We start from the raw sequence: 25,433 nt of genomic DNA, 5'->3' as shown, positions 1-25,433 counted from the left end.
CACTTTGGCGGCACTAACGGGCTCCTCCCACCGAAGACGCTTCTTTAGCGTCTTCGTCGATGTCCTCCTCACGCACGGCAACACCGCTTTCACGCGCCTGATCGACCGCATTGCTGAGCAGCAAGTGGCGCCCTGCCATTTGCGCGCCGCCCACCATCTGCAACTCGAACCGCTGGCTGTCGCGCTCGCGAACGCCCGCCACGACCTGGTCGGCTTCTTCCTGGCTGGCGCCAAGCAGCGTGATCGCCTTGCCGCCAAGGATCAACGAGGACTCGAACAGTTCGCGCTGTTGATACTCGACCCCGGCTTTGACCAGTTCAATGGCGTGCCCGCGGTCGAATGCACGGGCCATGACCTTAGCAAGGGGAAACTCGTCACGCACCAATTCGGCGATGCGCGTTGCACTCGCCTTGTCATTGACGCAAATCAGGATGATCTCGGCATTGTCAGCCCCTGCGGCATGCAGGATATCGAGCCGCGTTCCATCCCCGTAATAGACCTTGAAGCCGATCTGCGAGGCAGCCCGGATCATGTCGGTATCATTGTCGATGATCGAGACGGAATGATGCATCGCCAGCAGCGGCTGGCTGGCGATCTGGCCAAAGCGCCCGAAGCCGATGATGAGCACCCTGCCCCGCAGATTGCTCACCCTATCCACCCCGTCCATGGACTGGGTGGTCTTTGGCGTCACAAAACGCAGGCCCGCGATCGCAAAGGGGGTCAGCACCATCGAGATCACGACTGTCGCGGTGAAGATGGAGTTGGTGGGTGCGTCGATGATGCCAGCGGCTGTCGCCGTCGTGTACAACACAAAGGCAAATTCGCCGCCCTGTGACATGAGCACGGCGCGCTCCAGCGCTTCGCCATGGGAGGACCGCAACAGGCGGGCAATCGCATAGATGCCAATACCCTTGACCAGCATATAGCAGGCAACACTGAGCGCAATGATCGCCCAGTTGTCCGCGACAATGCGCAGGTCCAGCGACATCCCGACGGCAAGGAAGAACAGCCCGAGCAGGATGCCGCGGAACGGCTCCACATCCGCTTCCAGCTGATGCCGGAAGGTCGAGGTCGAGAGCAGCACGCCAGCCAGGAAGGCTCCCATGGCCATGGAAAGCCCGCTCAACTGAAACAACAAGGCCGCGCCCAGTACCACCAGCAATGCAGCGGCAGTCATGACCTCACGCTGCTTGGTGGAGGCCAGCGCCGCAAAGAGCGGGTTCATGATGCGGCGCCCGAGAAAAATCAGCAGCAGCACGGCGCCAAGCGCGATGGCAATGCTCACCAGGCGGGTACCGAAGCTGTCCGATCCGCCGGAATGGCCGAGCAGCGCCACGATGGCCAGGAGCGGCACGATGGCAAGGTCTTCGAGCAGCAGAACGGAGACCATTTTCTGGCCGCTATCTGTGGCAAGTTCCCCGCGCTCGCCGAGAATTTGCATGACGATGGCCGTCGAGGTCAAAACGAAGCCCATGCCGGCGACAAAGGCCACCGGTGGCGCAAAGCCGAGGAGAATGCCCACCCCCGTCAGCAGCGCGCCGCAGACCAGTACCTGGACGACCCCCAGGCCAAAGATCTGCTTGCGCAGCGCCCACAACCGCGTCGGCTCCATTTCGAGGCCGATGATGAACAAAAAGAGGACGACCCCGAGCTCGGCGGCCGAAAGCACGGCTTCAGGCTCATGGATCACGCCCAGCACGGATGGGCCAAGCAACAACCCAGCGGCGAGATAGCCCAGCACTGAGCCGAGCCCGATGCGTTTGAACAATGGTACGGCAAACACACCTGCCGCCAGCAGCACCACGATGGGTATCAGGTCCACCCCGTGACCTGCCGCTTCCGTTACCACGTGTTCCACACTCGATTCCTTGTCTTCGATGAACCCGGACTGTTCGGCAGCCAAGCGACATCCGTCAAGCACATGAGGGCATGGCAGCTATTCGGCTATCGCGCCGGGCGCCGGCCGATGTAAGGTTTGGCGCGCCAGGCCCTTGGCGCCACTCAGCTATTCTTCGATCCAACTAAATTCAGGTTCTTCCATGACCCGCAAGATCATCATCGACACCGATCCCGGCCAGGATGATGCTGTCGCCATGCTGCTGGCGCTGGCATCACCTGAGGAACTTGAGGTTGTGGGGGTGGTCGCTGTTGCAGGCAATGTCGGGCTTGCGCAAAACGCCCGCAACGCGCTCAAGGTGGTCGAGCTTTCCGGCCGCAAGGACATTCCCGTGTTCGCCGGCTGCGGCCGCCCCATCCGGCGCCCGCTGATCACGGCCGAGCATGTGCATGGCGAAACCGGCCTCGATGGCCCCGACCTGCCGGCCCCCAAGCTCCTGCTCGAGCGGATGCATGGGGTGGACTTCATCGTAAATACTCTGCTCGCTTCCGAGCCGGGCACGGTAACCCTCTGTGCGCTGGGGCCTCTCACCAATATTGCGATGGCGCTCATCAAGGAGCCGCGGATCGCCGAGCGGATTGCCGAGATCGTCTTGATGGGCGGCGCTTACTTCGAAGTCGGCAACATCACGCCAGCGGCCGAATTCAACATCTATGTTGATCCCGAAGCCGCGGATGTTGTGCTGCGTTGTGGGGCGCCAATCACCATGATGCCGCTCGACGTTACGCATGGCGTACAGTCCACACCGGAGCGGCTCGCCGCCATCCGCGCCCTGGGCAATCGCGCCGGCACGGCGGTGTACGAGATGCTGAGCTTTTCCCAGGATTTCGATTTGCAGAAATATGGCTGGTCAGGCGCGCCGCTGCATGATCCCACGGTGATCGCCTATCTGCTCAAGCCCACCCTGTTCACCGGCCGTCACTGTCATGTTGCGGTTGAAACGGGGAGCGAGCTGACGCGCGGCATGAGCGTGGCCGATTATTGGCATGTCACCGGCAAGCCAGCCAATGTGCAGTTCATGCGCCACGCAGATGCCGATGGCTTTTATGCCTTGCTGGCCGAACGGCTGGCCCGGCTACCCTGATCCTTGCCGGTCATGCAGAATTGAGCGGACTACTGGGCGCTTCTTGCGCATCGCGCTTGCCTTGCCAACGGCTTATGCCTAGCTGGCATCATGCAGTTTGAAGTGACCCATGCCCGCTATTCGGCCGAGCACCGGCGGCTGCATTTCACCGCGTCGGGCATCCGCAACGGCGTGAGTTTCACCGTTGTCAGCGATGTGCTTTGCCTGCGTGATCCCTCCACCCCCGAGAACGTGCATCTGGCGGCGCTGCTCAAGCTCACCGAACTGTTCAGCCGCCCCAGTGCCTCGGGGCGATGAGCCCCAGCTCCAGCACCCAACGTCAGACCCTGACGGAAGTGTTACTTCCTTGGCAGTTGACCCTTTCGGCCCTCCCGACACTTTGCTACACACCCAGCCGGGGCCTATAGCTCAATGGTTAGAGCCGACCGCTCATAACGGTCTGGTTCCAGGTTCGAGTCCTGGTGGGCCCACCATTCTATTCAAGTGCTTAGAGTTAGGCCCTTCGGGTCGGTCTGGCTCGGATACGGTCGGACCTTGCGCTTTCGCGCGGCTCCCCCAACACATCGATGATATAGAGTTCGCGCAGGGCTACTAGCAGCACCACCGTCAGCGGCACGCCCAGGACAATTCCCAGTGGTCCGAACAGCAGTGCCAAGCCCACCACCGAAAATAGCGCGACGACTGGCGGCACCTCCACCGTCCGTTTCTGGAGGAGCGGCATGAGGATATTGCCCTCGCTTTGCTGGATGAGGACGTAAACCCCTAAGACCCACCAGAAGGTGTTGACGCCCTGAGCAATGGCGGCCAACCCAAGTGGAACATAGGCGACGATGGCGCCGACATAGGGCACGAATTCCAGCAGACCTGCAATCAGCCCTAGGGCCAGCGCGGAGGGAACTCCGAACATGGCGAGAACCGCAGCGGTTGCACCGCCGATAATCACCATGGCAATCACCTGCCCCGCCAGCCAATGTTGCAGTGACCGTGCCGCCAGATTGAGCGTTTGGCGCAGCCGCTCGCGTCGGGACCGGGGCACCAGCAAAAGGGCCCCTTCCCGATGACCCTGTGGATCAAGCGCCAGAAAGACTCCGCCGGCCACGACAAGGATGCTGGATGATACCGTGCTGAACACACTCGGCACATAGCCCAGAGCGTCCTGGAGCCAGCTGGTGTAGTCAGCATGGGCGAACCATTGCTGCACATCCAGGCCAAATCGGGTTTTCAGTTCAGATGCCACCAAGGGAACTGCGTCACGCAAGGTCGAGACTTGCTCGACCACCTGAGCGCCCATCAGCCAGACCAGGCCGACAACGAGGGCGACAATGATCAGGCAAGCGACTGCCACCGACCCTTTTGGACGGAGCGGCAGGATTTTGCGCACCAATTCGGCCACGCTCCAGATGATCACTGCCAACAGGATCGCCGCGAAGAACAGCAGCAAGATCTGACGCAGGAACCATGCGACGAGCATCAGGCCAACAACCGCGCCGATCACCAGAGCATAGAGCGCGACCTGGGCTGGACCGGTCTGGATCGGCGCGGGAGTGGGGGTGGTTTGCTGGTCGCTCATGGCCGAACCCTGCAAACGAAAGTCAAACGCTGCGACGAGCGGTTTGTATCCGGGCGGGAAAGCAGCGCTTTTTAGCGGTCCTGGAAAGCGACACCTGCAGGCGAAGCGCAGTTGGCCCACTATTGGCTGAACCGAACGTCAGCTGATTCCCAAGCGCATGGTCATTGCTGATCAAGACCGGGAGATCAACAATGACCGCCTCCAGGCCGCGAGCGGCGAAAGCCGCCAGCACGCCGCCTTTGAAGCCTGCTAAGCTGCCGAGGCCTTGGGCTCGACTTGGGCCACCATCGCCTTGCGGCCATTGGCGATGCGTTGGGCGATGACGGCGCAGACCAGAAGCTGGATCTGGTGGAAGATCATCACGGGAAGGATGATCAGGCTCACGGCTTGCCCGGCAAACAGGATATTGGCCATGGGCAACCCGCTCGCGAGGCTTTTCTTGGAGCCGCAGAACAGCAGCACCAAGCGGTCCTCCTGCGACAAGCCGCAGGCCTTCCCGACATAGACTGTGCCGATCATCACCACGGCAAGAAGAACGGAGCTGATCAGCATGAGAATGAGGATCGCCACCCAATCCACCTGACTCCAGATGCCGGCCACCATGCCCGCGCTGAAGGCGGAATAAACGATCAACAGGATCGAGCCACGATCAACGATAGAAGTCAGCAGCTTATGCTTTTGGACCCATGGTCCAATCAGCGGACGGGCCACTTGCCCAAGAAAGAAGGGCAGCAGAATCTGCACGCCGATGCTCAGCATGGCGCTGGCATCAACCCCATGCCCGCCGGTGTGCAGGAGTAGCGCTGTGAGCGCCGGGGTTATGAAGACACCCAACAGGTTCGACACCGATGCCGCGCAGACTGCAGCGGGCACATTGCCACCGGCGATGGACGTAAAGGCGATGGAAGACTGCACCGTTGACGGTAGGAGGCTGAGATAAAGCAGCCCCATTACGATTTCCGGCTGCAGCACCGGGCCCAGCGCGGTCGACGCAAGAAGGCCCAGCAACGGGAAAGCGATGAAGGTGAACGCAAACACCAGCAGCTGCAGCCGCCAATTAGCGATGCCCGCCACAATGGCCGAGGTATTGAGCTTGGCACCATACAAAAAGAACAGCAGCATTACGGCGTAGTAGGAGGCCTTCGAAACCACCTCCGCCCCAAAACCACGCGCCGGCAACAGCGTCGCGAGGACCACCATGCCGATCAGCAGCACCATGTAAATATCAATGCCGAGGCTCTTGAGTCGCGTGGAAAATGCCATTGAAGTCGCCGAATTGGTTGGGCGGCAGAAGCGCGCCGGAAGGAATGGGAAGAAAGAGAGGTTAGTCTGGCTCGAAGCTCGAAACGTGGTTTAGCGCAATCACCCAGCGCCCGTTCCGCTTACGCATTAGCCTTGTATTAATGCCCTGCTGTGCCTCGCGCGGCCGCGACAGGCGGTAGGAACTGATGAGTTGGGCCGCATCGGGTGCAAGCATCTCGATGCGAATATTGGAGAACTCAAGCTCGCCACGCATCTCGGGGGCCGCGCCATAATCGCGGATATAATGGTCGAGCGTTGCCTGCCAGTCGCGCTGCACGCGCCCGCGGGAGACGAAGACCACGTCAGGGTTGGCGAAGCCAGCCATGTAGCCGTGAAAGTCGCCGTTATTCCAAGCAGCCTGCATGTCGGCAATTACGGTGCGGATCGCGGCTTCGTCTTCGGAATGGGACATTGTGGGGTCTTGTTCAAGCGGGTGAAAGGGTGGAATGGCTGGTGGCGCTGTCCTGGATCTGGCGGCGGATCAGCACTTCCTGCGCTGCCGAAACCAGATGGCGCCGCAGGGCCGTTTCCGCCGCGCGCCCATCCTGATCCAAGATGGCATCAACGATCTGCTGGTGCTCGATGCAGGAGCGCTTGAGCCGGCCGGTATCCTTGAGCTGATACTTGCGGAACGGAGCCAGTTTGACGCGCAGGGCCTGGGCTATCGCGGCCAGATCGCTGTTGTGGCTGCCTTGGAACAACAGCTCATGGAACGCGGCATTGGCGGTGTCATAGCCGCCATGGTCGCCCGCTTCAGCCAGCGCATTCATCTGCTGGTGCAGGCGCTCGAGCTCGGCGCGCTCGCTCATAGTCATGCGCTGCGAGGACAAGCGGCCACAGGTGGCCTCCATTTCGGCCATGGCCTCGAACATCTGGTCGATGCGCTCGGCCGAAATCTGCACCACCAGAACGCCCTTGTAGGGGACGCGCTCGGCAAGCGAGCGGCCGCACAAGATATGGAGGGCCTCGCGAACGGGGGTGCGCGAAATGCCGAATCGCTCCGCAATGGAGCTCTCATCCAGACGAGATCCCGCCGGGATGATCCCAGCGATAATTTCTTCTTCGAGTTCCTCCGCAACCACATGGCTGTGGACCTTGCGCGTCTCCAGCATCGTGCTCCTTCCTCGCGGACCCTCTTGGCGCCGCGGCATTCTTGCATCGGTGAATTATGCAACAGCCTTGCAATGTGCGCAAACAATATACAGTATGCCGCCTTATCCCCCGCTGTGTTGGGGCCGCACAGCTGTATCGTATACAATACTCACAGCTGATACGAGTTTTGTCCACAGCGCCTCAAGGGCGTATCCGAGAAGCTGAAGGGAAAAGATGAGCTTTACAACACGTCCGGAACTGCGCGGTACGTTCGGGGGGGTGTCCACCACCCACTGGCTCGCATCGGCTACGGGGATGGCGATTCTCGAAAAAGGTCACACGGCCTTTGACGCCGCTGTCGCGGCGGGCTTTGTGCTGCAGATCGTGGAGCCGCATCTGAACGGCCCCGCGGGCGAAGTTCCAATTCTGGTAACGCCCGCCGGCGCCTCCGAGCCGATCGTGATTTCCGGGCAAGGCCTTGCTCCCGCCAAGGCAACGCTGGACTATTTTCGCGAACTTGGCCTGACCGTTGTTCCGGGCACTGGCATGCTGCCGGCCTGCGTGCCGGGGGCATTCGGCGCCTGGCTGACTCTGTTGCGTGATTTCGGCACGGCCGAACTCGAAGATGTGCTGGCGCCGGCCATTTACTACGCGGCCAACGGCCATCCCCTGGTGCCACGCATCGCCAACACCATCGCGTCCATGCGCGAGCTGTTCACCACCCATTGGCCAAGCTCGGCCGAACTATACCTGCCCAACGGCGCGGCACCCGAAGCAGGCAAGCTGTTTCGCAACCCGCAGGTCGCGGCGCTTTACACCCGCATTCTGGATGACGCCCAAAAGGCGCCAACGCGCGAAGCCCGCATCAATGCGGCGCTGGACTTCTGGTACAAGGGACCCGTGGCCGAACAGATCGACCGGTTTTGCGCGACAGAGGAAGTGTGGGACGTTTCGGGCAAAGCCCACAAAGGCCTGCTGACCGCCGAGGACATGGCCAACTGGCAGCCTCAGATCGAAAAGCCCGTTTCGGTCAGCTATCACGGCTACGACGTTTACAAGTGCGGAGCCTGGTCGCAGGGGCCGGTGCTGCTCCAGATGCTGCAGCTGCTCAAGGGCACCGGCATCGACAAGGTCGACACGCTCGGCCCCGACTTCGTGCATCTGGTGGTGGAAAGCGCCAAGCTCGCCATGGCTGACCGCGAAGCCTGGTATGGCGACAGCCCCGATGTGCCGCTGACTGCGCTGCTGTCCGATGCTTATGCCGATGAGCGCCGCAAGCTGATCGGCGACACCGCCTCGATGGAGGTTCGTCCGGGCTCCCCCGAGGGCCGCAACTCCGCGCTGCCGCCGCTGCGGCCCGTCGGCACGATTCCCCAGCCGGGTATCGGCGGCGGCGAGCCGACCGTTGCGCGCGATGTGCTGCTGCCCACCGACAAACAGGGCGAGCCTGCCCTCACCCGCGATGGCGCCCAGCGCGGCGACACCGTGCAGGTGAGCGCGGTGGATCGCTGGGGCAACATGGTTTCCGCCACGCCGTCGGGCGGCTGGCTGCAGTCGAGCCCGGTTATTCCAGGTCTCGGCTTTGGCCTCACCACGCGCGGACAGATGTTCTGGCTCGATGAGGGTCTCAATTCCAGCATGGCGCCGGGTGTGCGGCCACGCACGACGCTCACGCCTTCCATGGTGTTCCGCGACGGCGTTCCTTATCTCGCCTTCGGCACTCCTGGCGGCGACCAGCAGGATCAGTGGCAGCTCATCATGCTGCTGCGCCACATCCATGGCGGCATGAACCTGCAGGAAGCTATCGACGCGCCTAGCTTCCATACCGACCATCTGCCCAGCTCCTTCTGGCCACGCGAGATCAGCCTTGGCGCCGTGACCCTCGAGTCGCGCTATTCCGCCGAAACCCAGGCGGAACTGGAACGGCGCGGTCACAAGATCACCCTGGGGGATGCCTGGTCGGAAGGCCGGCTCAGCGCCGTCGCCCGTGAGATGGACGGGACGACGCAAGTCATCAAGGCGGCAGCCAATCCGCGCGGAATGCAGGGCTACGCGGTCGCGCGCTAGCCGCAACAATCATATCGAATGGGAGAACAGACCAGAATGATGCTCAAGCCACTACACATCGCCCTGATGGCGAGCCTTGCCCTGACGGGCATCGCTGCCGCGCCGGCTCAGGCACAGTCAGTGCTCAATATCGGCCTGCAGGATGATCCCGATACCCTCGATCCGGCAACCAACTGGAGCTTTGTTGGCCGCCACGTGCTGCAGTCGCTGTGCGACAAGATCGTCGACATCGACGCACAAGGCCAGATCGCACCCATGCTGGCCACCAGCTGGGAATGGAATGCCGACAGCACCGCGCTGACCCTGACCATCCGCGAAGACGCCACCTTCCACGATGGCGAGAAGGTCGATGCCGAAGCGATCAAGTACAATCTCGATCGCGCACTGACCATGGAAGCCTCGCGCCGCAAGTCCGAGATCAGCAGCATCGCCAACATCGAGGTGCTCGGCCCCTTTCAGCTCCAGATCAATCTGAGCGAGCCTTCGGTGCCGCTGCTGGCCGCACTCACCGATCGCGCCGGCATGATCATCAGCCCCAAGGCCGGCGAAGAGCTGGGTGAGAACTTCACCAACAGCCCAGTCTGCTCGGGCCCCTACAAGTTCGTCGAACACATTGCCCAGGACCGCATTGTCCTCGAAAAGTTCGCCGAATACCACGACGCCGACAACTACCACTTTGACCGCCTGGTTTATCGTGGCATGCCCGATGGCAATGTGCGCCTGCTCAACCTGCGCTCGGGCCAGATGGATCTGATCGAGCGCCTTGCTGCGACCGATGTTCCGGCTGTTCAGGGCGAAAGCAACCTCGCGGTCGCTCCCGTCGTGGGCCTGGGCTATTATGGCGTGACCTTCAATATTACGGGTTCCGGCGCCGACCTCGACGCCGGCAAGAGGGCTGCCGTTCGGGAAGCCTTCAGCCTGGCCATCGATCGCGACGCCATCAACCAGGTTGTGTTCGAAGGCCAGTTCACCACCGGCAACCAGCCCTTCCCACCCAGCAGCCCATACTACGACCAGAACTACCCCATTCCCGCTCGCGACCTTGACGCTGCCCGCGCCAAGATGGCCGAAGCCGGCGTGAGCTCGGTTGATGTGGAACTGCTGGTGCCCACCGACGCCGAGCGTCAGCAGGTCGCCCAGATCATCCAGGCCATGGTTGGTGAAGTCGGCATCAATGTCGAAATCAAGCCGACCGAGCTGATGACCCTGCTCGACATCGCCCGCGAAGGCGCCTTTGAAGCTCACCTTGTGGGCTGGAGCGGCCGCGTCGATCCTGACCTCAACATCACGCCCATGCTCGCTTGCGGTGCAGCCGGCAATGATGCGCACTACTGCAACGAGGAACTGGACGCGATCATGACCGAAGCGCGCGCTGTCGGGGACACCGAAACGCGCAAGGCCAAATACGCCCAGGCCATCGAGATCCTGCTGCGCGATCTGCCGATCGTTTATCTCTACCACTCGCAGTGGATCTTCGCCCACAACGCCAATCTGTCCGGCTTCCAGCCCTTCCCCGACGGCATCATCCGTCTGGGCGGCGTCAGCCGGCAGGACTAAGCAACAGGCATTACCGCTGCAATGAGCACGCCCACTCCGCTTCAAACCCTGTCAGCCCGCCCAGAAAAACGGGCTGACCTTGCCGCCAACCCGGTTCTCGAGGTCAACGATCTGCGCGTCGTTTTCGCCGGCGAAGATCGCACCGTAACCGCGGTTGATGGCGTGAGCTTTGCCGTCCGCAAGGGCCGCACGCTCGCCATCGTGGGTGAGTCAGGCAGCGGCAAGAGCGTGACCTCGCTGGCGGTAATGCGCCTCCTGCCCGAAGACAGCGCCCGCATCTCGGGCGCTGTCAATTTCGCCGGCCGCGAACTCCTGGGCGAACCGCACGGCACCATTCGCGATCTGCGTGGCAATCGCCTCGCCATGATCTTTCAGGAGCCGATGACCTCGCTGAACCCCTCCTATACGATTGGGGACCAGATCAGCGAAGCCATCCTGCGCCACCGCAAAGTGTCCAAACAGGCAGCTGCGGAACGGACGATCGAGATGCTGCGCCTTGTGCGCATCCCCTCGCCCGAAACCCGTTACCACCAATATCCGCACAATCTTTCCGGCGGCATGCGCCAGCGCGTGATGATCGCCATGGCCTTGGCCTGCGATCCCGAACTGCTGATTGCCGACGAACCCACCACCGCGCTCGACGTCACCATCCAGGCGCAGGTGCTCGAACTGATGGGCGAGCTGCAGGAGAAAACCGGCACCGCCATCATCCTCATCACCCATGATCTGGGCGTTGTGGCCGAAGCCTGCGACGACGTGATCGTCATGTATGCCGGCCAGGTGGTCGAGCAATGCTCGGTTGAGCAGCTCTTCGCCTTTCCCGAACACCCTTATACCGTTGGCCTGCTCGGCTCCCTGCCCCGGCTTGATGGCAAGCGCGAGCGCCTGACCGCAATCAGCGGCACCGTGCCCGATATGGCAAATCCACCGAGCGGCTGCCGCTTCCGCGCCCGCTGCCCCTTCAGCATCGACAAATGCGCCGAGATGCCGGACCTGCTGGAAGTCTCGCCTGGCCATTTCAGCCGCTGCTGGCGCACTCCGCTGGAGAACCTCGTCCCATGACCGCCTCCACCGTTTCAGCCCAGACTGCGCCGGCCGTTCACCCGATTGTCGAAATCCGCGGCATCGAAAAGCAGTTCGTCGCCAAGCGCAGCTTCCTGGGTCGCCCGCTGGCCAGCGTCAAAGCCGTTGACGACGTGTCGTTGGCGCTGATGCCGGGCGAAATCCTCGCCATTGTCGGCGAATCCGGTTGCGGCAAATCCACGGTCGGGCGCCTGCTGATGCGCCTGATCGAGCCGACGGCCGGGCAGGTCTGGATCGACGGGGAAGATGTCACCAAGCTCGGCCACGCCGCCATGCGCCGCCGCCGGCACAAGGTGCAGCTGATCTTCCAGGATCCCTATGCCTCGCTTAATCCGCGCATGACCATCGGCCAGACCATCGCTGAACCGCTGATGCTGCACAATGTGGTGCCCGCCAATCAGCGCCGCCAGCGCGTCGCCGAACTGCTGGAAATGGTTGGCCTGCGTCCCGAACAGGCCAACCGTTATCCGCACGAGTTCTCCGGCGGCCAGCGCCAGCGTGTCGTGATTGCCCGCGCCCTCGCCTCCGAGCCCCGCGCCATCATCTGCGATGAAGCCGTCTCAGCTCTCGACGTCTCCATCCAGGCCCAGATCCTCAATTTGCTCAAGGATTTGCAGAAGCGACTTGGACTGGCGCTGGTGTTCATTTCCCACGATCTGGGCGTGGTCAAGCACATCGCCGACCGCGTTGCCGTCATGTATCTGGGCAAGCTCGTGGAAATCGGCACCGCCGACATGATCTTTGGCGCCCCGCGCCATCCTTATACCCGCGCGCTGCTGGCCGCGATCCCCGTCGCCGCGCCCACCAAGCGCGAAACGAGTGCCGCGACCCTGCAGGGCGATCTGCCCAGCCCGCTGGCGCCCCCGCAGGGCTGCCGCTTGCACACCCGCTGCCCCCACGCCCGCCCCGCTTGCAAGGAGGTGGATATGCGGCTTGATGTTGAACCCAATGGCCACGCCAATGCCTGCGCCTTCTGGCGCGAATTGCCCGAACCTGGCCCCGTGACCCGGACTGACGCCAGCCGCAATCCCAAGCTCGAGCAGCTTTTTGCCGCTTTCGAGACTGCGCCGATCACGGCCGCAGGGAGGAACTAGAGCCATGTGGAGCCTCTTTGCCCGCCGCCTCCTGCAGCTGGTCCCCACCGTATTCCTGCTGTCGCTGATCATCTTCTCGCTCCAGCATCTGTTGCCCGGCGATCCGGCCCTGATCCTGGCCGGTGAGAACCCGGATGCCGAAACGGTCGCCGCCATCCGCGCGCAGTACCATCTCGATCAGCCTATTTTCGTGCAGTATCTCTACTGGGTCCAGGGCGTGTTCTCCGGGGATCTGGGCGTTTCCATGCGCCATGGCCAGCCCGTCGCCTCACTGATCCTGCTGAAACTCCCCGTGACCCTGCAGCTGGCGGTGATGGGCATTGTTATCGCCCTGCTGCTCGGCATCACCGGCGGGGTGATCTCGGCGCTCAAGCGCAACACCCCCGTCGACTACGTGACAAACGTCGTGTCGCTGGCCGGCATCTCGATCCCAAATTTCTGGCTCGGGATCATGATGATCCTGTTCTTCTCCATCTATCTGCGCTGGCTGCCGGCCTCGGGATATGTCAGCCCCGGCGAGAACTGGCAGATGAATCTGGCCACCACGATCATGCCGGCCTTCGTTCTCGGCTGCAGCATTGCCGGCGTCATCATGCGCCACACGCGTGGTGCCATGATCCAGGCGCTGCAGAGCGACTACGTCCGCACCGCCCGCGCTAAGGGCCTAAGCGAATGGGTCGTGCTGTTCAAGCACGCCATGCGCAATGCCCTAACGCCGATCATCACCCTCGGTGCGCTAGAATTTGGTGCGCTCCTGTCCGGCGCGGTGCTGACCGAGCAGATCTTCACCATTCCCGGCTTCGGCAAGCTGATCGTGGATGCCGTGTTCACCCGGGATTACCCGGTGGTGCAGGGCGTCGTCCTCGTGACGGCCCTCTTTTACATCATCCTCAATCTCCTGGCCGATATCGGCTATATCCTTGTTAATCCTCGTCTGAGGAGCTGATCTTGGCCGCAATCTCTTCTTCTGCGCCGCGCACCAACCCACTGACCGCCTGGACCCAACATCGCGTCTGGCGCCGCCTCGTGCGGCACAAAAGCGCCATGTTCGGCCTGATCATCGTAGTGTTCATGGTGCTGGTCGCGATCTTCGCGCCCCTTATCGCACCCTATGATCCCACGGCCCAAAGCTGGACGGCCGTCCGCAAGCCGCCAAGCGCGGAATTCTGGATGGGCACCGACGAGGCCGGGCGCGACATCCTTTCGCGCATCATCTATGGCGCCCGCGCTTCGCTGATGGCGGGCCTGACCTCGGTCGCCATTGCTATCGCCATCGGCGTCCCGCTTGGGCTCGCCGCCGGCTTCATCGGCGGCTTTGTCGATGGCCTCATCAGCCGTTTTACCGACGCGATGCTGGCCTGCCCCTTCCTGATCCTTGCCATTGCACTTGCCGCTTTTCTCGGGCCCAGCCTGACCAATGCCATGCTCGCCATCGGCATCACCGCCATGCCGCTCTTTATCCGCCTGACGCGCGGCCAGGTGCTGCAGATCAAGAGCGAAGAATATGTGGAAGCGGCAAGCGCCGTCGGCAATCCGCGCTGGCGCATCGCCTTCCGGCATATCCTACCCAATATCCTGCCCCAGCTGATGGTGCAGAGCACGCTGACCATTGCTGCGGCCATCATTGCAGAGGCCAGCATGTCCTTCCTCGGACTGGGGCTGCAGCCCCCGGCACCGTCCTGGGGCTCGATGCTCAACACGGCGCAGCGCTTCATGGGCAACGCACCCTGGATGGCACTGTGGCCCGGCATGGCCATTTTCATCACCGTGCTGTCCTTCAACCTGCTGGGCGACGGTTTGCGTGATGCGCTCGATCCACGCTCCAAGTAGGAAAGCGCGCGGACGGGTTGCAATCTGAGCGCCAAAGCCTCACCTACGCAGACATACAGAAAGAGGCATCCATGGCGCGCAAACCCAATTACGACTTCGAACGGCGGGAACGCGAGCGGCTGCAAAAGCAGAAAAAGGCTGAACGAGCTGAAGCCAAGCTCAAACCCGCCGGCGAAACCGAGAACACCGATCCCGACCAGACCTCCAGCGAGCAGTAGATGGCTTCGCAGGGATCGACCTTCGGGCTGCAAACACTGCTTCTTGTCAGGGCCGGAGCGTGAAGTCGCCCCCACCCCCGGACCAGGCAGATTCGTTGCGCCAGCTGGGTTGGGGAACATTTCTCCAGGACCAGCTTTCGGCCGGGGAGGCAGAGTTTACCCCAGCCAGGATCGATGCCGTGCACCGTGCGAGGCTCACCGCGCTCTCGGTGACTGGCCAGATCGACATCGATCTACCGGTGCGTACCGACACGGCTGACTTCGCCGTTGGGGACTGGGTCCTCGCAGATCCCCTGACAGGGCTCCTGCACCGACGGCTGGAGCGCAAAACGCTGTTGCAGCGTCCCGGCGAGGGCCGAAGGCCCGCCCAGCTCGTCGCGGCCAATGTCGACACCCTGCTGGTTGTCGTTTCCTGCAATGCCGACTTCAACACCGCTCGCCTCGAGCGCTACCTCGCTTTCGCCAATGATGCAGGAACCGAACCCGTTATCGTCTTGACCAAAGCCGACATGGCCAGCGACCCAGCCGATTACCTGCGCCAGGCCAAGGGCCTGCAGCGCGACCTGGTTGCGCTTACACTGAACGCTCGCTCGCCTGATGCCGCGTTAGCGCTGCAGCCCTGGTGCGGGGCTGGCTCCACAGTAGCCGTGGTCGGCTCATCGGGCGTTGGCAAATCTACCTTGGTCAATACGCTGGTGGGTGAAACCGGAGAGCCGCCACAGCAAACCGGAAGGGTCCGGGAGACTGACTCAAAAGGGCGCCACACAACGACGTCGCGCTCTCTTCACGCCGTTCAAGCTGGCGGCTGGGTAATCGACACACCCGGGGTGCGCAGCCTGCATTTAAGGGATGTCGGCCAAGGCATCGACATGCTGTTTGCCGAAATCACTGAGCTTGCCCCCGCTTGCAAGTTCCGCAACTGCAGCCACGATCACGAGCCAGGATGCGCCGTTCGCGCAGCTGTGGCGGCAGGCACGCTCGACCCGGAGCGCTTGGCCCGCTGGCGAAAGCTGCAGCTGGAAAGCGGCGGCAAAGGCCACTAGGCAAGCCCCAAGCTGGACCATTAAGGGGTGGTTCGCTGACTTGCGGGCGAGCTATTCGCGGAATGCATCACCGCCAGATCACAGTCCCGCGATGTAACAGATTTGATCGACCTTCTTCACACATCGCTAACCATCAGCGGCGCACCGTCCATGCAGGAGAACACCCTCATGAACGCTGAACTGCATCCCGATACCAAGCCGACGCGCCATCTGATCATGAAGGAAGACAAGGTGGACCCGATGTGGGCTGCCGACGAGGATGATCGACGTGCCGCCATTATCCGCCGCGCCGCGGCCGGAGCCCGCAAGGCCCTACGCGAGCGGAAGTGAGTTTCAGCTCCAACCCTCTTGATCGTTGCTGAGGCCAATATCCACTGAGTTCATCCACGGTGGGCGCCACTCCGCTCTGGACCAATTGATGTGTCCATGCCAGGAGGAACCCCGTCCGGCCCGAACCATTTGGCTCGCAGCTTGAGTTAAATATCAGGAGTTTGGATGAGTAAGGCTGTTGGCGCGGACGGCTCGCTTCTTTCCGCTGCGACCCCATCCCTCTCCTGGATCTCGGTGGCGCGTCACGCGCCATACTTTGTCGATGAAACCGGCTCTCCCTGGACGCCCATCGGGCAGAACGACGCTATCAGCTGGCCCGAGCTGAACGGCCTGTTTCGCCGCCGCGACGCGGAAAGCGTCGAAAAACACCTGCTGTGGCTCAAGGACAGCGGGGTTACCTGTCTGCGGCTGATGCTGGAATATGCCCAAGTCCGGCACCGCTATTTCGAACGCCCCGCTGGCCGCTACGTGCCTTCCATGGTGCAGTTCTGGGACGACCTATTTGCCCTTTGCGAGCGCATCGGCCTGCGCCTGCTCCTGACCCCGGTTGATACCTTCTGGACCTGGCTGCATTGGCGCTGGCACCCTTGGAACACGGCCAATGGCGGTCCGCTCCGCTCGCCCTCGGAGATCCTCACCTGCCCCGAAACCCGGCAGCTGATCAAGGCAAGGCTGGGCTTTGCCGCCCGCCGCTGGGGTGGATCAGGCGCGCTCTTTGCTTGGGATCTGTGGAACGAAATTCACCCCGCTCAAGCCGGCGACAGCGCCGACAACTTTTCTGAATTCATCCATGACCTCTCCAGCTATGTCCGTGAACTGGAAACCGAACTCTACGGCCGCGCTCATCCCCAGACCGTTTCCGTCTTCGGGCCCGAGTTGACGTGGAAGCCGCATATGGCTCTGCACGAGCATATCTTCCGCCATCCGGATCTCGATTTCGCAACCATCCATATCTATGGCTCGGGGCCGATCGACAATCCCAAGGACACGGTGCAGCCGGCCGTCCTGTTTGGCCAGATCGTTCGCGACAGTCTCGCCGAGATCCGCGACAACCGTCCCTTTCTCGATACCGAGCACGGCCCGATCCACAGCTTCAAGGATAAGAAGAAAACTCTGCCCGAAGCATTCGACGACGAGTATTTCCGCCATATCTCCTGGGCCCATCTCGCCTCGGGTGCGGTGGGCGGCGGCATGCGCTGGCCCAATCGCCATCCCCATGTGCTGACGCCCGGCATGCGCCGCGCACAAAAGGCCATGGCCGACTTTCTGCCGCTCCTGAACTGGACCGAGTTCAGGCGCCGCAACCTCAACACCGAGATCACCGCCGAAGGCTTTCACGCCTTTGGCTGCGGCGACGCCCAGCAGGCACTGCTCTGGCTCTTGCGCCGCGATGAACTGGCAGCGGATGGGCGGGTGCGAACCGACGTTTCCGCCCGCTCAACCATGGTCCGTGTTCCTGGCATTGCCGAAGGCACTTACCAGGTCACGGGCTGGAACACTTCGGATGGGCGCGCTCTCGACCAGCATGTCGCCAGTGCCCGGAACGGAGCGCTTGAATTCACGCCGCAGCCAATCGTGGCTGATCGCGCTTTCGCCATCACGCCGCTTTAGCCGAAGCGTGACCCTGGAGACGACCGCTCATAACGGTCTTACTCCAAGTTCGTCGGCAGCGGCGCCCTGCCCTTAGCTGGCAGCGGAACGATACGCCACCGAGCGCTGATACAGCGCCACCAGCCGCTCGATCCGGGCTTCCTCGATCACGGTAACCTTTGGCGTGCCCAGCCGGCCCGAGGGGTCCACCACGGTCATGCCGCGGGTGATGCCGGGTGCCAGCGCCACATCGATCGATGCTTCGATCGTCTTGGTCACGATGCCGGGCTCGATCACGGCCGCGGCGGCTAGCGGATCGACGAAGCGGAAATGGTCTTCCCCGCCATAGCCGATATTGGTTTGCCGGGCATGGTGGGCCAGGGCCAGCGAGAACTGCTTTTCGAAGCACTCGGGGAGCGCTGCGAACATCGCATCCACTTCCGCCCCCGTCATGTAATGGGTAACGCAGGGCTCCCAGGGTGCCACGAGGGTCTCGATCTCGGCCCCGAACACGATCGCGGCCGCCTCCGGGTCGGCATAGATATTGAACTCTGCCGCGGGCGTGGTGTTGCCGCGGCCGTAAACCGTAGCGCCCATGATCGTCAGCTGTCCGATGCCGCCCACGATGTCGGGGGCCAGGCGCAAGGCCAGGGCCAGATTGGTCAACGGCCCGATCATTAGTATATCGATCTTGTCGCCGGCAGGGGCCGCTGCGCGTAGGCTCGAAACGAGGAAGCCAACCGCATCTTCGCTGGCGGGCTGCGCCGTTTGCGTCGGCCGCGGTGCACCGCCAAGGCCATCTTCGCCATGGATATATTTGGCATCGATGATGGGCTGGGTCAGCGGCCGTGCCGCCCCTTTATGCACGGGCACATCGCCCGCCCCACCTACGGCGAGAACCGCCAGAATGTTCCGCGTGGCGGCATCAAGCCCCACATTGCCAAACACGGTGGTGATGGCGTCAGGCGTGCGCCCCGCAGCGATCAGCATCAGCAGCGCCTGAGCGTCGTCGACGCCACCATCGGTATCGAGAATAAACTTGCGAACCATAAAACTACCCTTTGCGCCGCTGGGCAGCTGACCCGCACTTTGCTCCGGGCCAGCCAAGCGGCATTGAAAACGCTTACGCCGCCGCGCCCCGGGAGGGGCGTTGCGACGCTCGGCTTCCGCTTAACCCGGCAGCGCGGCGATGTCAGGGCTTAAGCGCACAAGAGGATTGTTAATTTCTCGCAAGTGGCAGGCGCGGTGAACGCGCCCACCGTGCGGTTTACAGCGGCACCGCGCTGAAATCGTCGGCATAAACGCCGACCGAAGCGATCCCCTCGGCTGTCACCGAGCCGCGATACATGCCTTCGGTGTTGTGCGGCATGGCGACCCGGCCCTCGAAATCAACCGCAATGAGCCCGGCGCCGCACTGGTCTTCCGTCAGATCGGCAATGGCAGCCTGTGCAGCATCCGCCACTGCTTCCCCGCGATAGCGGATGCGCGCGGCAATGTCATGGGCCGTGCCACGGCGGATGAAATACTCGCCCAGGCCCGTGCAGGACACCGCCACCACGCCATTGCAGGCATAGGTGCCGGCCCCGATCACCGGTGTGTCGCCAACGCGGCCAACGCGCTTATAGGTATAGCCGCCGGTCGAGGTCGCCGCGGCCAGATTGCCCTGATCGTCAAACGCCACCGCACCCACGGTGCCGTGCTTTTCGGCTTCGCTGCGCGGCCGCATCAGCAGGCCCGCCTTTTCTTCCTGGGCCCGCAGCCAGTGCTGCTGGCGCAGCGGCGTCGTGAAATAGGACTGCTCCACCATTTCGAGCCCCTGCTCGCGCGCAAAGGCATCGGCACCGCCGGCCGACAAGAGCACACAATCACTGTCATCCATCACCCGGCGCGCCGCACGCACCGGATTGCGGATGGCGCGGGCCGAGGCAACGGCGCCAGCGGCGCGGGTGCGGCCGTCCATGATGGCGGCATCCAGCTCATGGTCGCCGGCGGCATTGAGCACCGCGCCATGGCCGGCATTGAAGCTCGGGTGCTTCTCGAGCGCCACCACGGCCGCTTCCACCGCATCAACCGCCAACCCACCACGGGAGAGGACGTCCCAGCCGGCGCGCAGCGCATCACGCAGACCATCCCGGGCGGCCTGGTAGGTCTCGGGCGTAAAGTTGGCACGCGGAATGGTGCCGGCGCCGCCGTGGATCACAAGACTTGCCATGCTTTATGCCTCTTCCGAATAACGGGCTTGGAGATAGTTGAGATAGGGCGCGATCTCGAGCGAACGCCCGGTCACGCGCTGCAGCAGTTCATCGCGCGAGAACCGCCGGCCATGCTGCCAGATATTGTCGCGCAGCCAGCCCGCGAGCGGCGCATAATCACCTGCTTCGCTCGAGGCGATCACTTCGGGAACGTTCTTGCGTGCAGTTTCCATCAGCTGCGCTGCCGTGATGTTGCCGATCGTATAGGTCGGGAACGAGCCGAGGTAACCCACCGACCAGTGGATATCCTGCAGGCACCCCTGCAGGTCATCGGGCACATCCAGCCCCAGATCGCGCTTGATTGCCTTGTTCCACTCGCCCGGCACATCCGCGACAGCCACGCTGCTATCGAGCATGGCTTGCTCGAGCTCCACCCGCAGCATGATGTGGAAGTCGTAGCTCATCTCGTCGGACTCGACCCGGGTCAGGCCCGGCGAAACCCGGGTCACGCCCTTGTAGAACTCCTCGGCGCTGACATCGTCATAAACGCCTGGCACATCGCTGCGCAGATCGTCCATATGCCGCTGCCAGAACGACCGACTGCGCCCGACATGGTTCTCCCACAGCCGCGACTGCGACTCATGGGCGCCAAAGCTCGTGCCACCCACGGCATAAAGCCCGATGAGGTCGGTCGCGAGTACGGAGCGGGTCAGCTCGGGCGCAATGTTCTGCTCGTAGAGCCCGTGTCCGGTTTCGTGCAGGGTGCCGAACAAGGCCATCGGCATGTAGTTGGGACGATAGCGCGTGGTCAGGCGCACATCGTTGCGCGTGAACGACACCTCGAAAGGATGCACGGAAATATCGAGCCGCCCACGGTTCTGATCAAAAGTGAACGCCTCCGCCATCCGGGCAGCGAACTTGCGCTGCAGGGCCGGATCCACCGTGCGGAACAGAAAGTCGCTGCGCGGTGCCGGGCGCGCCACGGCCGCGTCGTAGATCGGCTTAAGACCGGCCCGCAGGGCGCTGAAAAGACTCGTCAAACTGGCGGCGGTCTCGCCGGGTTCATAAAGCCCCACCAGTGCATCATAGGGATGCTCCTGCCAGCCGATCGCATCGGCATAAAGCTTGGAGAGGCGCAGCATTTCGGCCAGATGAGGCGCAAAAATCGAAAAATCATTGGCCTGCCGGGCGGCAATCCAGGCATCATTCGCCACCGAATGTTGGGCCGCCCGCTCGCGCACCAACTCACCAGGCACGCGCAGGTGGAAGTCGATGGCTTGCTTGGCCTGCACCACGCTGCATCGCTCGATGGAATCGTCGGGCAGGCCGGCGGTTTCCGCGTCGGCGGCAGCGGTCAGGTCGCGCGTTTTGCTCTCGACGATCAGATCGCGCGCGAGGCCCGTCAGCGTGCCTACCTGTTCGGAGCGCGTGACGCTGGCCTGCGCCGGCATCATCGTACGCGCATCCCAGTTGAGGATGTTCACGGCGTTGAGCACGTCGTTGACCGCGCCGAAGCGCGTGACGAAATCTTGGTATGCAGTCATGTCAATCAGGCTCCTGTGCCACCATCATAAAGGTGGCAGGCAACATCGCCGGGGGCACCGGCGGCAGGCTTGAGAACGGGACGGTCAACCTTGCAGCGGGGCCCCGCATGGGGGCAACGCGGATGGAACGGGCATCCTGGCGGCGGATTGAGCGGCGACGGAATTTCCCCGACCACGGCCGAAAACGCACCGCGCCCGGCACCCAGCTTGGGCACGCTATCGAGCAAGGCACGCGTATAGGGATGGGCCGGCGCATCGAACAGCGGCACGGCATCGGCCAGTTCCACGATCCGCCCCAGATACATGATCGCGACGCGGTCCGACACGTGACGCACAACGCTGAGGTCGTGGCTGATGAAGACGGCGGTGAGCCCCAGTGTCTGCCGCAGATCAAGGAAGAGGTTGAGCACCTGCGCCTGGATCGACACGTCGAGCGACGCTACCGGCTCGTCCAGCACCAGCAGTTCGGGCTGCATGGCCAAGGCGCGCGCAATGGCTACGCGCTGGCGCTGGCCGCCCGAGAACTGGTGCGGAAAGCGGCGGCGCGTGCTGGGATCAAGGCCCACCCGACGCAGCATGTCGGCGACATAGCTATCCGCGCCGCTGGCCGGCACGAGCTTGTGGTGCACGGGGCCTTCGGCCACCGTGTCGCCCACCCGCATGCGCGGATCAAGGCTCGAGAACGGGTCCTGATGCACCATCTGCACACGGGTCGTCAGCTTGCGCGGGCGCCCGCCCGTGCTGGTGGCCACGGGCTTGCCGTCAAGGGTGATGGACCCGTCGCTCGGGTCATAAATGCCGGCAATCATCCGCCCAAGGGTGGATTTTCCGCAGCCCGACTCCCCGACGAGGCCGACCACTTCCCCTTTTTGGACGCCAAGACTGACGTCCGTTACGGCATGCACGGTCTGCGTGCGGTCTTTGCCGCCCAGCTTATGGGCGATCTTGTCGGTCAGGGCTGGGCGGCGCACAAAGCGCTTGGAGGCGTTGGTGATGGCAAGGATCGGCTGGTTCATGCCGCGCCCTCCAGAATGGGGTGGTAACAACGCACCATGGTGTCGCCGACCGGCGCCAATGGCGGCATGGTTCGGCAGATCTCGGTGGCGCGTGGGCAGCGCGGCTGGAATGGGCAGCCCGGCGGCAAATTGGCCAGCGAAGGAGTCGAACCCTTGATCTGCGCCAGCTTCTCGCCGCGCTTGGCTTGGCTCGGCACCGAAGCGATCAGCCCGGCCGTATAGGGGTGCTTGGGGTGAGCCAGCACGGCCGCGCTTTCCCCCGACTCCACGATGCGGCCCGCATACATCACCGCAATATCGTCCGCGAGGCTCGACACCACCGACAGGTCGTGGGTCACCCAGACAAAGGCTGTGCCGGTGCTATCGGCGAGCCGGCGCACCTCGGCCAGGATCTGGCTCTGGATCGACACGTCGAGCGCCGTGGTCGGCTCGTCGGCAATGATCACCGCGGGCTTGTGCAGCAGCGCAATAGCAATCGCCACGCGCTGGCGCATCCCGCCGGACAAATGATGCGGGTAGACATCGAGCCGCTCATCGGGAGCGGGAATACCCACCAGCGCGAGCGCATCCCGGGCGCGCTTGCGCGCGTCGCCGGTGGAGATTTTGACATGCGCCTTGAGCGCCGCCACCATCTGCGTGCCGATTTTGAGCACGGGATTGAGCGTCATCATCGGATCCTGGAAGATCATCGAGATGACGGCGCCACGCGTTTTGCGCATGGCCTCGTTGTCGAGGCTCGCCAGATCGGTCCCGTTCAGCAGGATCCGGCCACCGACGATCTTGCCCGGTGCATCCACCAGCCGCAGGATCGAATAGCCGGTGACCGACTTGCCCGAACCGGACTCGCCAACCAGCCCCAGGATCCGACCCTTGCCGACGGAGAAGGATACCCCGTCCACGGCCTTGAGCACGCCCTTGCGGGTAAAGAAATGGGTCTGCAGTTCTTCCACAGACAGAACGGCATCACTCATTGGCCGCGCCTCGGATTAAGCACATGCCGAACCTGATCGCCGACAAGATTGATTGAAACGATGGTGATCACCAGCGCGACCCCCGGATAAACCGAGATCCAGAACCGGCCCGACAGCAGATACTGGAAGCCGTTGGAGATCAGCGCGCCGAGCGAGGGCTCGGTGAGCGGCAGCCCAAGGCCGAGGAACGACAATGTCGCTTCCAGCGCAATGGCGCTTGCGACCTGCACGGTCGCCACCACGATGAGCGGGGGCAGCGAATTGGGCAGCAGGTGCCGCAGGAGGATGATGTGCGCCGGCAAGGGCGTGGCGATTGCCGCCTCGATATAGTCCTTGTCGCGCTCGGCACTGGCCGAACCATGAATGGTGCGGGCGAAGTAGGCGTACTGCGCCACGACCAAAGCCGTCACCAGCTGCCACAGCCCCTGCCCCAGCATCGCCGTCAGCACAAGGGCCAACAGGATCGCCGGCATCGAGAGCTGCAGATCGACCACGCGCATGATCAGCGCCTCGACCCGGCCGCCCTTGAAGGCGGCGATGAGTCCGATGGTCATGCCAACGAGCAATGCCAGGGCACCCGACATCAGCCCGATCAGCAGCGAGATGCGCAATCCATAAAAGATCGCCGACAGCAGGTCGCGACCCGCCGCATCGGTGCCCAGCACGTGCACATAGCCGCCCGAGCCAACGCTGCCTGGCGGCAGGCGCGAGTCGAAGAGGTCGAGCTTGGCCAGGTCATACGGGTTCTGCGGCGACAGCCAGGGGGCAAAGATGGCGATCAGCACGATGGCGACGATGACCACCAGCGAGACCAGCGCCACCTTGCTCTCGGAGAACTCGCTCCAGAAGTCGCGCAGCCGTGTGCGCCAGGTTTCAACCTGAAGATCTTCAACCATGCTCATGCCGACCGCCTCGCGCGAATACGCGGATCGAGAATGCCGTACAGCAGATCGACCACCAGATTGATGAGAACAAAAAGAAGCACCACCAGGATGAGGTAAGCCACCATCACCGGGCGATCGAGCACCATGATGGAGTCGATGATCAGCTTGCCCACTCCGGGCCAGTTGAAGATTGTCTCGGTCACGACGGCAAAGGCCAGGGTCGAACCGAATTCGAGGCCGAACACGGTCACGATCGGGATCGAGATGTTCTTGAGCACATGCAGGCCCACGACCTTGCTTTCCTTGAGGCCCTGGGCGCGCGCAAAGCGCACATAGTCTGAGCTCATCGCCTCGAGCGTGCCCGCGCGAGCCAGCCGGATCAGCAGGCCCATATTGAACAGCGCGAGGTTAAAGGCCGGCAGGATGATGTAGCTCCAGCCCTCTGGCGTGAAGAACGAGAAGGGCACGCCGAGAAGGTCGCTGGTCGGCCCGCGCCCGCCTGAAGGCAGCCAATGCAGCTGCACGGCGAAGGTCAGCACCAGCAACAAGCCCACCCAGAAGGTCGGCAGCGAAAAGCCGAGGATCGACAGCGCCATGATGGCCTTGGACGAAAACGCCCGTGGCCGGTAGCCGGCCCAGATCCCGAGGGGTACACCGACTACGGCAGCCATCAAAATGGCGCCCAGCGCCAACTCAAAAGTCGCTGGCAAGCGCGAAAAGATCAGATCCAGCACCGGTACGCGGTATACGAATGACTGGCCGAACTCGCCCTGCAGCACATTGCCTACGAACACGAAATACTGCTCGTACAGCGGCCGGTCGAAGCCGTACTGCCGGATGAGGTTTTCTCGAATTTCCTGGGTTGAGGCCGGATCGATCATCACATCGATAGGATTGCCGATGGCGTAAACGCCGATAAACACCAGGATCGACATGACCACCACGACGATGGCTGCCTGAAAAATGCGTTGGATGAAGAATCCCAAGAACAGGAAATCCGCTAGCGTGAAGCCCCATCGGGCTCAACAGGTTGATGGGAACCGCCCGGCTGTCAGCTGAACAGCCGGGC

Annotated in this window: 24 protein-coding genes and 1 tRNA gene; 13 read left to right on the top strand and 12 right to left on the bottom strand. The window is 62.9% G+C overall.

Annotation, left to right across the window (positions count from 1 at the left end; translation table 11 throughout):
• Nucleotides 1-13: 13 nt before the first annotated feature.
• Nucleotides 14-1,849 carry a monovalent cation:proton antiporter-2 (CPA2) family protein gene (locus AC3YMN_RS03635; RefSeq protein ID WP_489889192.1) on the bottom strand — a complete coding sequence of 612 codons (1,836 nt, stop codon included), beginning with the start codon at nucleotides 1,847-1,849 and terminating at the stop codon, nucleotides 14-16.
• 190 nt (nucleotides 1,850-2,039) lie between these two features.
• Here AC3YMN_RS03635 and AC3YMN_RS03630 point away from each other — a divergent pair, with 190 nt between their 5' ends.
• The 3 genes from AC3YMN_RS03630 (at nucleotide 2,040) to AC3YMN_RS03620 (ending at nucleotide 3,454) form a co-directional block, all read left to right on the top strand.
• Nucleotides 2,040-2,981 carry a nucleoside hydrolase gene (locus AC3YMN_RS03630; protein ID WP_489888963.1) on the top strand — a complete coding sequence of 314 codons (942 nt, stop codon included), beginning with the start codon at nucleotides 2,040-2,042 and terminating at the stop codon, nucleotides 2,979-2,981.
• Nucleotides 2,982-3,071: 90 nt separating this feature from the next.
• Nucleotides 3,072-3,278, top strand: a complete 207-nt coding sequence (locus AC3YMN_RS03625; protein WP_127753612.1) for a hypothetical protein — start codon at nucleotides 3,072-3,074, stop codon at nucleotides 3,276-3,278.
• A gap of 100 nt (nucleotides 3,279-3,378) precedes the next feature.
• Nucleotides 3,379-3,454: transfer RNA gene (locus AC3YMN_RS03620), tRNA-Ile, on the top strand.
• A gap of 20 nt (nucleotides 3,455-3,474) precedes the next feature.
• On the opposite strand, the gene AC3YMN_RS03615 is transcribed toward AC3YMN_RS03620, so the two are convergent.
• The 4 genes from AC3YMN_RS03615 to AC3YMN_RS03600 form a co-directional block, all read right to left on the bottom strand.
• Nucleotides 3,475-4,551 carry an AI-2E family transporter gene (locus AC3YMN_RS03615; RefSeq protein ID WP_489888962.1) on the bottom strand — a complete coding sequence of 359 codons (1,077 nt, stop codon included), beginning with the start codon at nucleotides 4,549-4,551 and terminating at the stop codon, nucleotides 3,475-3,477.
• 249 nt (nucleotides 4,552-4,800) lie between these two features.
• A complete protein-coding gene (locus tag AC3YMN_RS03610) occupies nucleotides 4,801-5,814 on the bottom strand; it encodes a bile acid:sodium symporter family protein (RefSeq protein ID WP_489888961.1) in 1,014 nt (337 codons plus the stop codon).
• Nucleotides 5,815-5,875: 61 nt separating this feature from the next.
• A complete protein-coding gene (locus AC3YMN_RS03605) occupies nucleotides 5,876-6,265 on the bottom strand; it encodes a YybH family protein (protein WP_489888960.1) in 390 nt (129 codons plus the stop codon).
• A 13-nt stretch (nucleotides 6,266-6,278) separates the two neighbouring features.
• Complete coding sequence (locus AC3YMN_RS03600; protein ID WP_489888959.1) at nucleotides 6,279-6,965, bottom strand: GntR family transcriptional regulator; 687 nt, start codon at nucleotides 6,963-6,965, stop codon at nucleotides 6,279-6,281.
• A gap of 214 nt (nucleotides 6,966-7,179) precedes the next feature.
• Between AC3YMN_RS03600 and AC3YMN_RS03595 the strand changes: the two genes are divergently transcribed.
• From AC3YMN_RS03595 to AC3YMN_RS03550, 10 genes are all read left to right on the top strand, one after another.
• Nucleotides 7,180-9,012: a gamma-glutamyltransferase family protein gene (locus AC3YMN_RS03595; RefSeq protein WP_489888958.1), complete on the top strand. Its 1,833-nt coding sequence runs from the start codon at nucleotides 7,180-7,182 to the stop codon at nucleotides 9,010-9,012.
• 36 nt (nucleotides 9,013-9,048) lie between these two features.
• Complete coding sequence (locus tag AC3YMN_RS03590) at nucleotides 9,049-10,569, top strand: ABC transporter substrate-binding protein (RefSeq protein ID WP_489888957.1); 1,521 nt, start codon at nucleotides 9,049-9,051, stop codon at nucleotides 10,567-10,569.
• A gap of 21 nt (nucleotides 10,570-10,590) precedes the next feature.
• The gene (locus AC3YMN_RS03585; protein WP_489888956.1) at nucleotides 10,591-11,631 is read left to right on the top strand and encodes an ABC transporter ATP-binding protein; all 1,041 of its coding nucleotides are present in this window, start codon (nucleotides 10,591-10,593) and stop codon (nucleotides 11,629-11,631) included.
• Entirely contained in the window at nucleotides 11,628-12,746 is a 1,119-nt protein-coding gene (locus AC3YMN_RS03580) for an ABC transporter ATP-binding protein (RefSeq protein WP_489888955.1), read from the top strand. The genes AC3YMN_RS03585 and AC3YMN_RS03580 overlap by 4 nt, the downstream gene beginning before the upstream one ends.
• 4 nt (nucleotides 12,747-12,750) lie before the next feature.
• Nucleotides 12,751-13,692: an ABC transporter permease gene (locus tag AC3YMN_RS03575; protein ID WP_489888954.1), complete on the top strand. Its 942-nt coding sequence runs from the start codon at nucleotides 12,751-12,753 to the stop codon at nucleotides 13,690-13,692.
• A 2-nt stretch (nucleotides 13,693-13,694) separates the two neighbouring features.
• Entirely contained in the window at nucleotides 13,695-14,576 is an 882-nt protein-coding gene (locus AC3YMN_RS03570; protein WP_489888953.1) for an ABC transporter permease, read from the top strand.
• 71 nt (nucleotides 14,577-14,647) lie between these two features.
• On the top strand, nucleotides 14,648-14,794 hold the full coding sequence (locus AC3YMN_RS03565; protein WP_164854843.1) for a hypothetical protein: 147 nt from the start codon (nucleotides 14,648-14,650) through the stop codon (nucleotides 14,792-14,794).
• A gap of 59 nt (nucleotides 14,795-14,853) precedes the next feature.
• Nucleotides 14,854-15,837: a ribosome small subunit-dependent GTPase A gene (rsgA, locus tag AC3YMN_RS03560; RefSeq protein WP_127753622.1), complete on the top strand. Its 984-nt coding sequence runs from the start codon at nucleotides 14,854-14,856 to the stop codon at nucleotides 15,835-15,837.
• Between the two features lie 168 nt (nucleotides 15,838-16,005).
• Nucleotides 16,006-16,167: a hypothetical protein gene (locus tag AC3YMN_RS03555; RefSeq protein ID WP_164854844.1), complete on the top strand. Its 162-nt coding sequence runs from the start codon at nucleotides 16,006-16,008 to the stop codon at nucleotides 16,165-16,167.
• 165 nt (nucleotides 16,168-16,332) lie between these two features.
• A complete protein-coding gene (locus AC3YMN_RS03550) occupies nucleotides 16,333-17,778 on the top strand; it encodes a glycoside hydrolase 5 family protein (RefSeq protein ID WP_489888952.1) in 1,446 nt (481 codons plus the stop codon).
• 72 nt (nucleotides 17,779-17,850) lie between these two features.
• Here AC3YMN_RS03550 and AC3YMN_RS03545 read toward each other — a convergent pair whose 3' ends face one another.
• From AC3YMN_RS03545 to AC3YMN_RS03515, 7 genes are all read right to left on the bottom strand, one after another.
• On the bottom strand, nucleotides 17,851-18,807 hold the full coding sequence (locus tag AC3YMN_RS03545; RefSeq protein WP_489888951.1) for a nucleoside hydrolase: 957 nt from the start codon (nucleotides 18,805-18,807) through the stop codon (nucleotides 17,851-17,853).
• 217 nt (nucleotides 18,808-19,024) lie between these two features.
• Entirely contained in the window at nucleotides 19,025-19,969 is a 945-nt protein-coding gene (locus AC3YMN_RS03540) for an isoaspartyl peptidase/L-asparaginase family protein (protein ID WP_489888950.1), read from the bottom strand.
• Nucleotides 19,970-19,972: 3 nt separating this feature from the next.
• Complete coding sequence (locus AC3YMN_RS03535; protein WP_489888949.1) at nucleotides 19,973-21,493, bottom strand: carboxypeptidase M32; 1,521 nt, start codon at nucleotides 21,491-21,493, stop codon at nucleotides 19,973-19,975.
• 5 nt (nucleotides 21,494-21,498) lie between these two features.
• Complete coding sequence (locus AC3YMN_RS03530; RefSeq protein WP_489888948.1) at nucleotides 21,499-22,509, bottom strand: ABC transporter ATP-binding protein; 1,011 nt, start codon at nucleotides 22,507-22,509, stop codon at nucleotides 21,499-21,501.
• The gene (locus AC3YMN_RS03525; protein ID WP_489888947.1) at nucleotides 22,506-23,480 is read right to left on the bottom strand and encodes an ABC transporter ATP-binding protein; all 975 of its coding nucleotides are present in this window, start codon (nucleotides 23,478-23,480) and stop codon (nucleotides 22,506-22,508) included. The genes AC3YMN_RS03530 and AC3YMN_RS03525 overlap by 4 nt, the downstream gene beginning before the upstream one ends.
• Complete coding sequence (locus AC3YMN_RS03520) at nucleotides 23,477-24,382, bottom strand: ABC transporter permease (protein ID WP_489888946.1); 906 nt, start codon at nucleotides 24,380-24,382, stop codon at nucleotides 23,477-23,479. The genes AC3YMN_RS03525 and AC3YMN_RS03520 overlap by 4 nt, the downstream gene beginning before the upstream one ends.
• Nucleotides 24,379-25,350: an ABC transporter permease gene (locus tag AC3YMN_RS03515; protein ID WP_282567555.1), complete on the bottom strand. Its 972-nt coding sequence runs from the start codon at nucleotides 25,348-25,350 to the stop codon at nucleotides 24,379-24,381. The genes AC3YMN_RS03520 and AC3YMN_RS03515 overlap by 4 nt, the downstream gene beginning before the upstream one ends.
• Between the last annotated feature and the right edge of the window lie 83 nt (nucleotides 25,351-25,433).

This window comes from Devosia sp. Z11_6, from assembly GCF_058133665.1.
This window is presented reverse-complemented; position numbering and strand designations above follow the sequence as displayed.

Excerpts from the sequence above, each read along its gene's own strand:
- AC3YMN_RS03630 (WP_489888963.1), top strand. The coding sequence starts at position 2,040 with ATGACCCGCAAGATCATCATCGACACCGATCCCGGCCAGGATGATGCT.
- AC3YMN_RS03625 (WP_127753612.1), top strand. The coding sequence starts at position 3,072 with ATGCAGTTTGAAGTGACCCATGCCCGCTATTCGGCCGAGCACCGGCGG.
- AC3YMN_RS03615 (WP_489888962.1), bottom strand. The coding sequence starts at position 4,551 with ATGAGCGACCAGCAAACCACCCCCACTCCCGCGCCGATCCAGACCGGT.
- AC3YMN_RS03610 (WP_489888961.1), bottom strand. The coding sequence starts at position 5,814 with ATGGCATTTTCCACGCGACTCAAGAGCCTCGGCATTGATATTTACATG.
- AC3YMN_RS03605 (WP_489888960.1), bottom strand. The coding sequence starts at position 6,265 with ATGTCCCATTCCGAAGACGAAGCCGCGATCCGCACCGTAATTGCCGAC.
- AC3YMN_RS03600 (WP_489888959.1), bottom strand. The coding sequence starts at position 6,965 with ATGCTGGAGACGCGCAAGGTCCACAGCCATGTGGTTGCGGAGGAACTC.
- AC3YMN_RS03595 (WP_489888958.1), top strand. The coding sequence starts at position 7,180 with ATGAGCTTTACAACACGTCCGGAACTGCGCGGTACGTTCGGGGGGGTG.
- AC3YMN_RS03590 (WP_489888957.1), top strand. The coding sequence starts at position 9,049 with ATGATGCTCAAGCCACTACACATCGCCCTGATGGCGAGCCTTGCCCTG.
- AC3YMN_RS03585 (WP_489888956.1), top strand. The coding sequence starts at position 10,591 with ATGAGCACGCCCACTCCGCTTCAAACCCTGTCAGCCCGCCCAGAAAAA.
- AC3YMN_RS03580 (WP_489888955.1), top strand. The coding sequence starts at position 11,628 with ATGACCGCCTCCACCGTTTCAGCCCAGACTGCGCCGGCCGTTCACCCG.
- AC3YMN_RS03575 (WP_489888954.1), top strand. The coding sequence starts at position 12,751 with ATGTGGAGCCTCTTTGCCCGCCGCCTCCTGCAGCTGGTCCCCACCGTA.
- AC3YMN_RS03565 (WP_164854843.1), top strand. The coding sequence starts at position 14,648 with ATGGCGCGCAAACCCAATTACGACTTCGAACGGCGGGAACGCGAGCGG.
- AC3YMN_RS03555 (WP_164854844.1), top strand. The coding sequence starts at position 16,006 with ATGAACGCTGAACTGCATCCCGATACCAAGCCGACGCGCCATCTGATC.
- AC3YMN_RS03550 (WP_489888952.1), top strand. The coding sequence starts at position 16,333 with ATGAGTAAGGCTGTTGGCGCGGACGGCTCGCTTCTTTCCGCTGCGACC.
- AC3YMN_RS03545 (WP_489888951.1), bottom strand. The coding sequence starts at position 18,807 with ATGGTTCGCAAGTTTATTCTCGATACCGATGGTGGCGTCGACGACGCT.
- AC3YMN_RS03540 (WP_489888950.1), bottom strand. The coding sequence starts at position 19,969 with ATGGCAAGTCTTGTGATCCACGGCGGCGCCGGCACCATTCCGCGTGCC.
- AC3YMN_RS03535 (WP_489888949.1), bottom strand. The coding sequence starts at position 21,493 with ATGACTGCATACCAAGATTTCGTCACGCGCTTCGGCGCGGTCAACGAC.
- AC3YMN_RS03530 (WP_489888948.1), bottom strand. The coding sequence starts at position 22,509 with ATGAACCAGCCGATCCTTGCCATCACCAACGCCTCCAAGCGCTTTGTG.
- AC3YMN_RS03525 (WP_489888947.1), bottom strand. The coding sequence starts at position 23,480 with ATGAGTGATGCCGTTCTGTCTGTGGAAGAACTGCAGACCCATTTCTTT.
- AC3YMN_RS03520 (WP_489888946.1), bottom strand. The coding sequence starts at position 24,382 with ATGAGCATGGTTGAAGATCTTCAGGTTGAAACCTGGCGCACACGGCTG.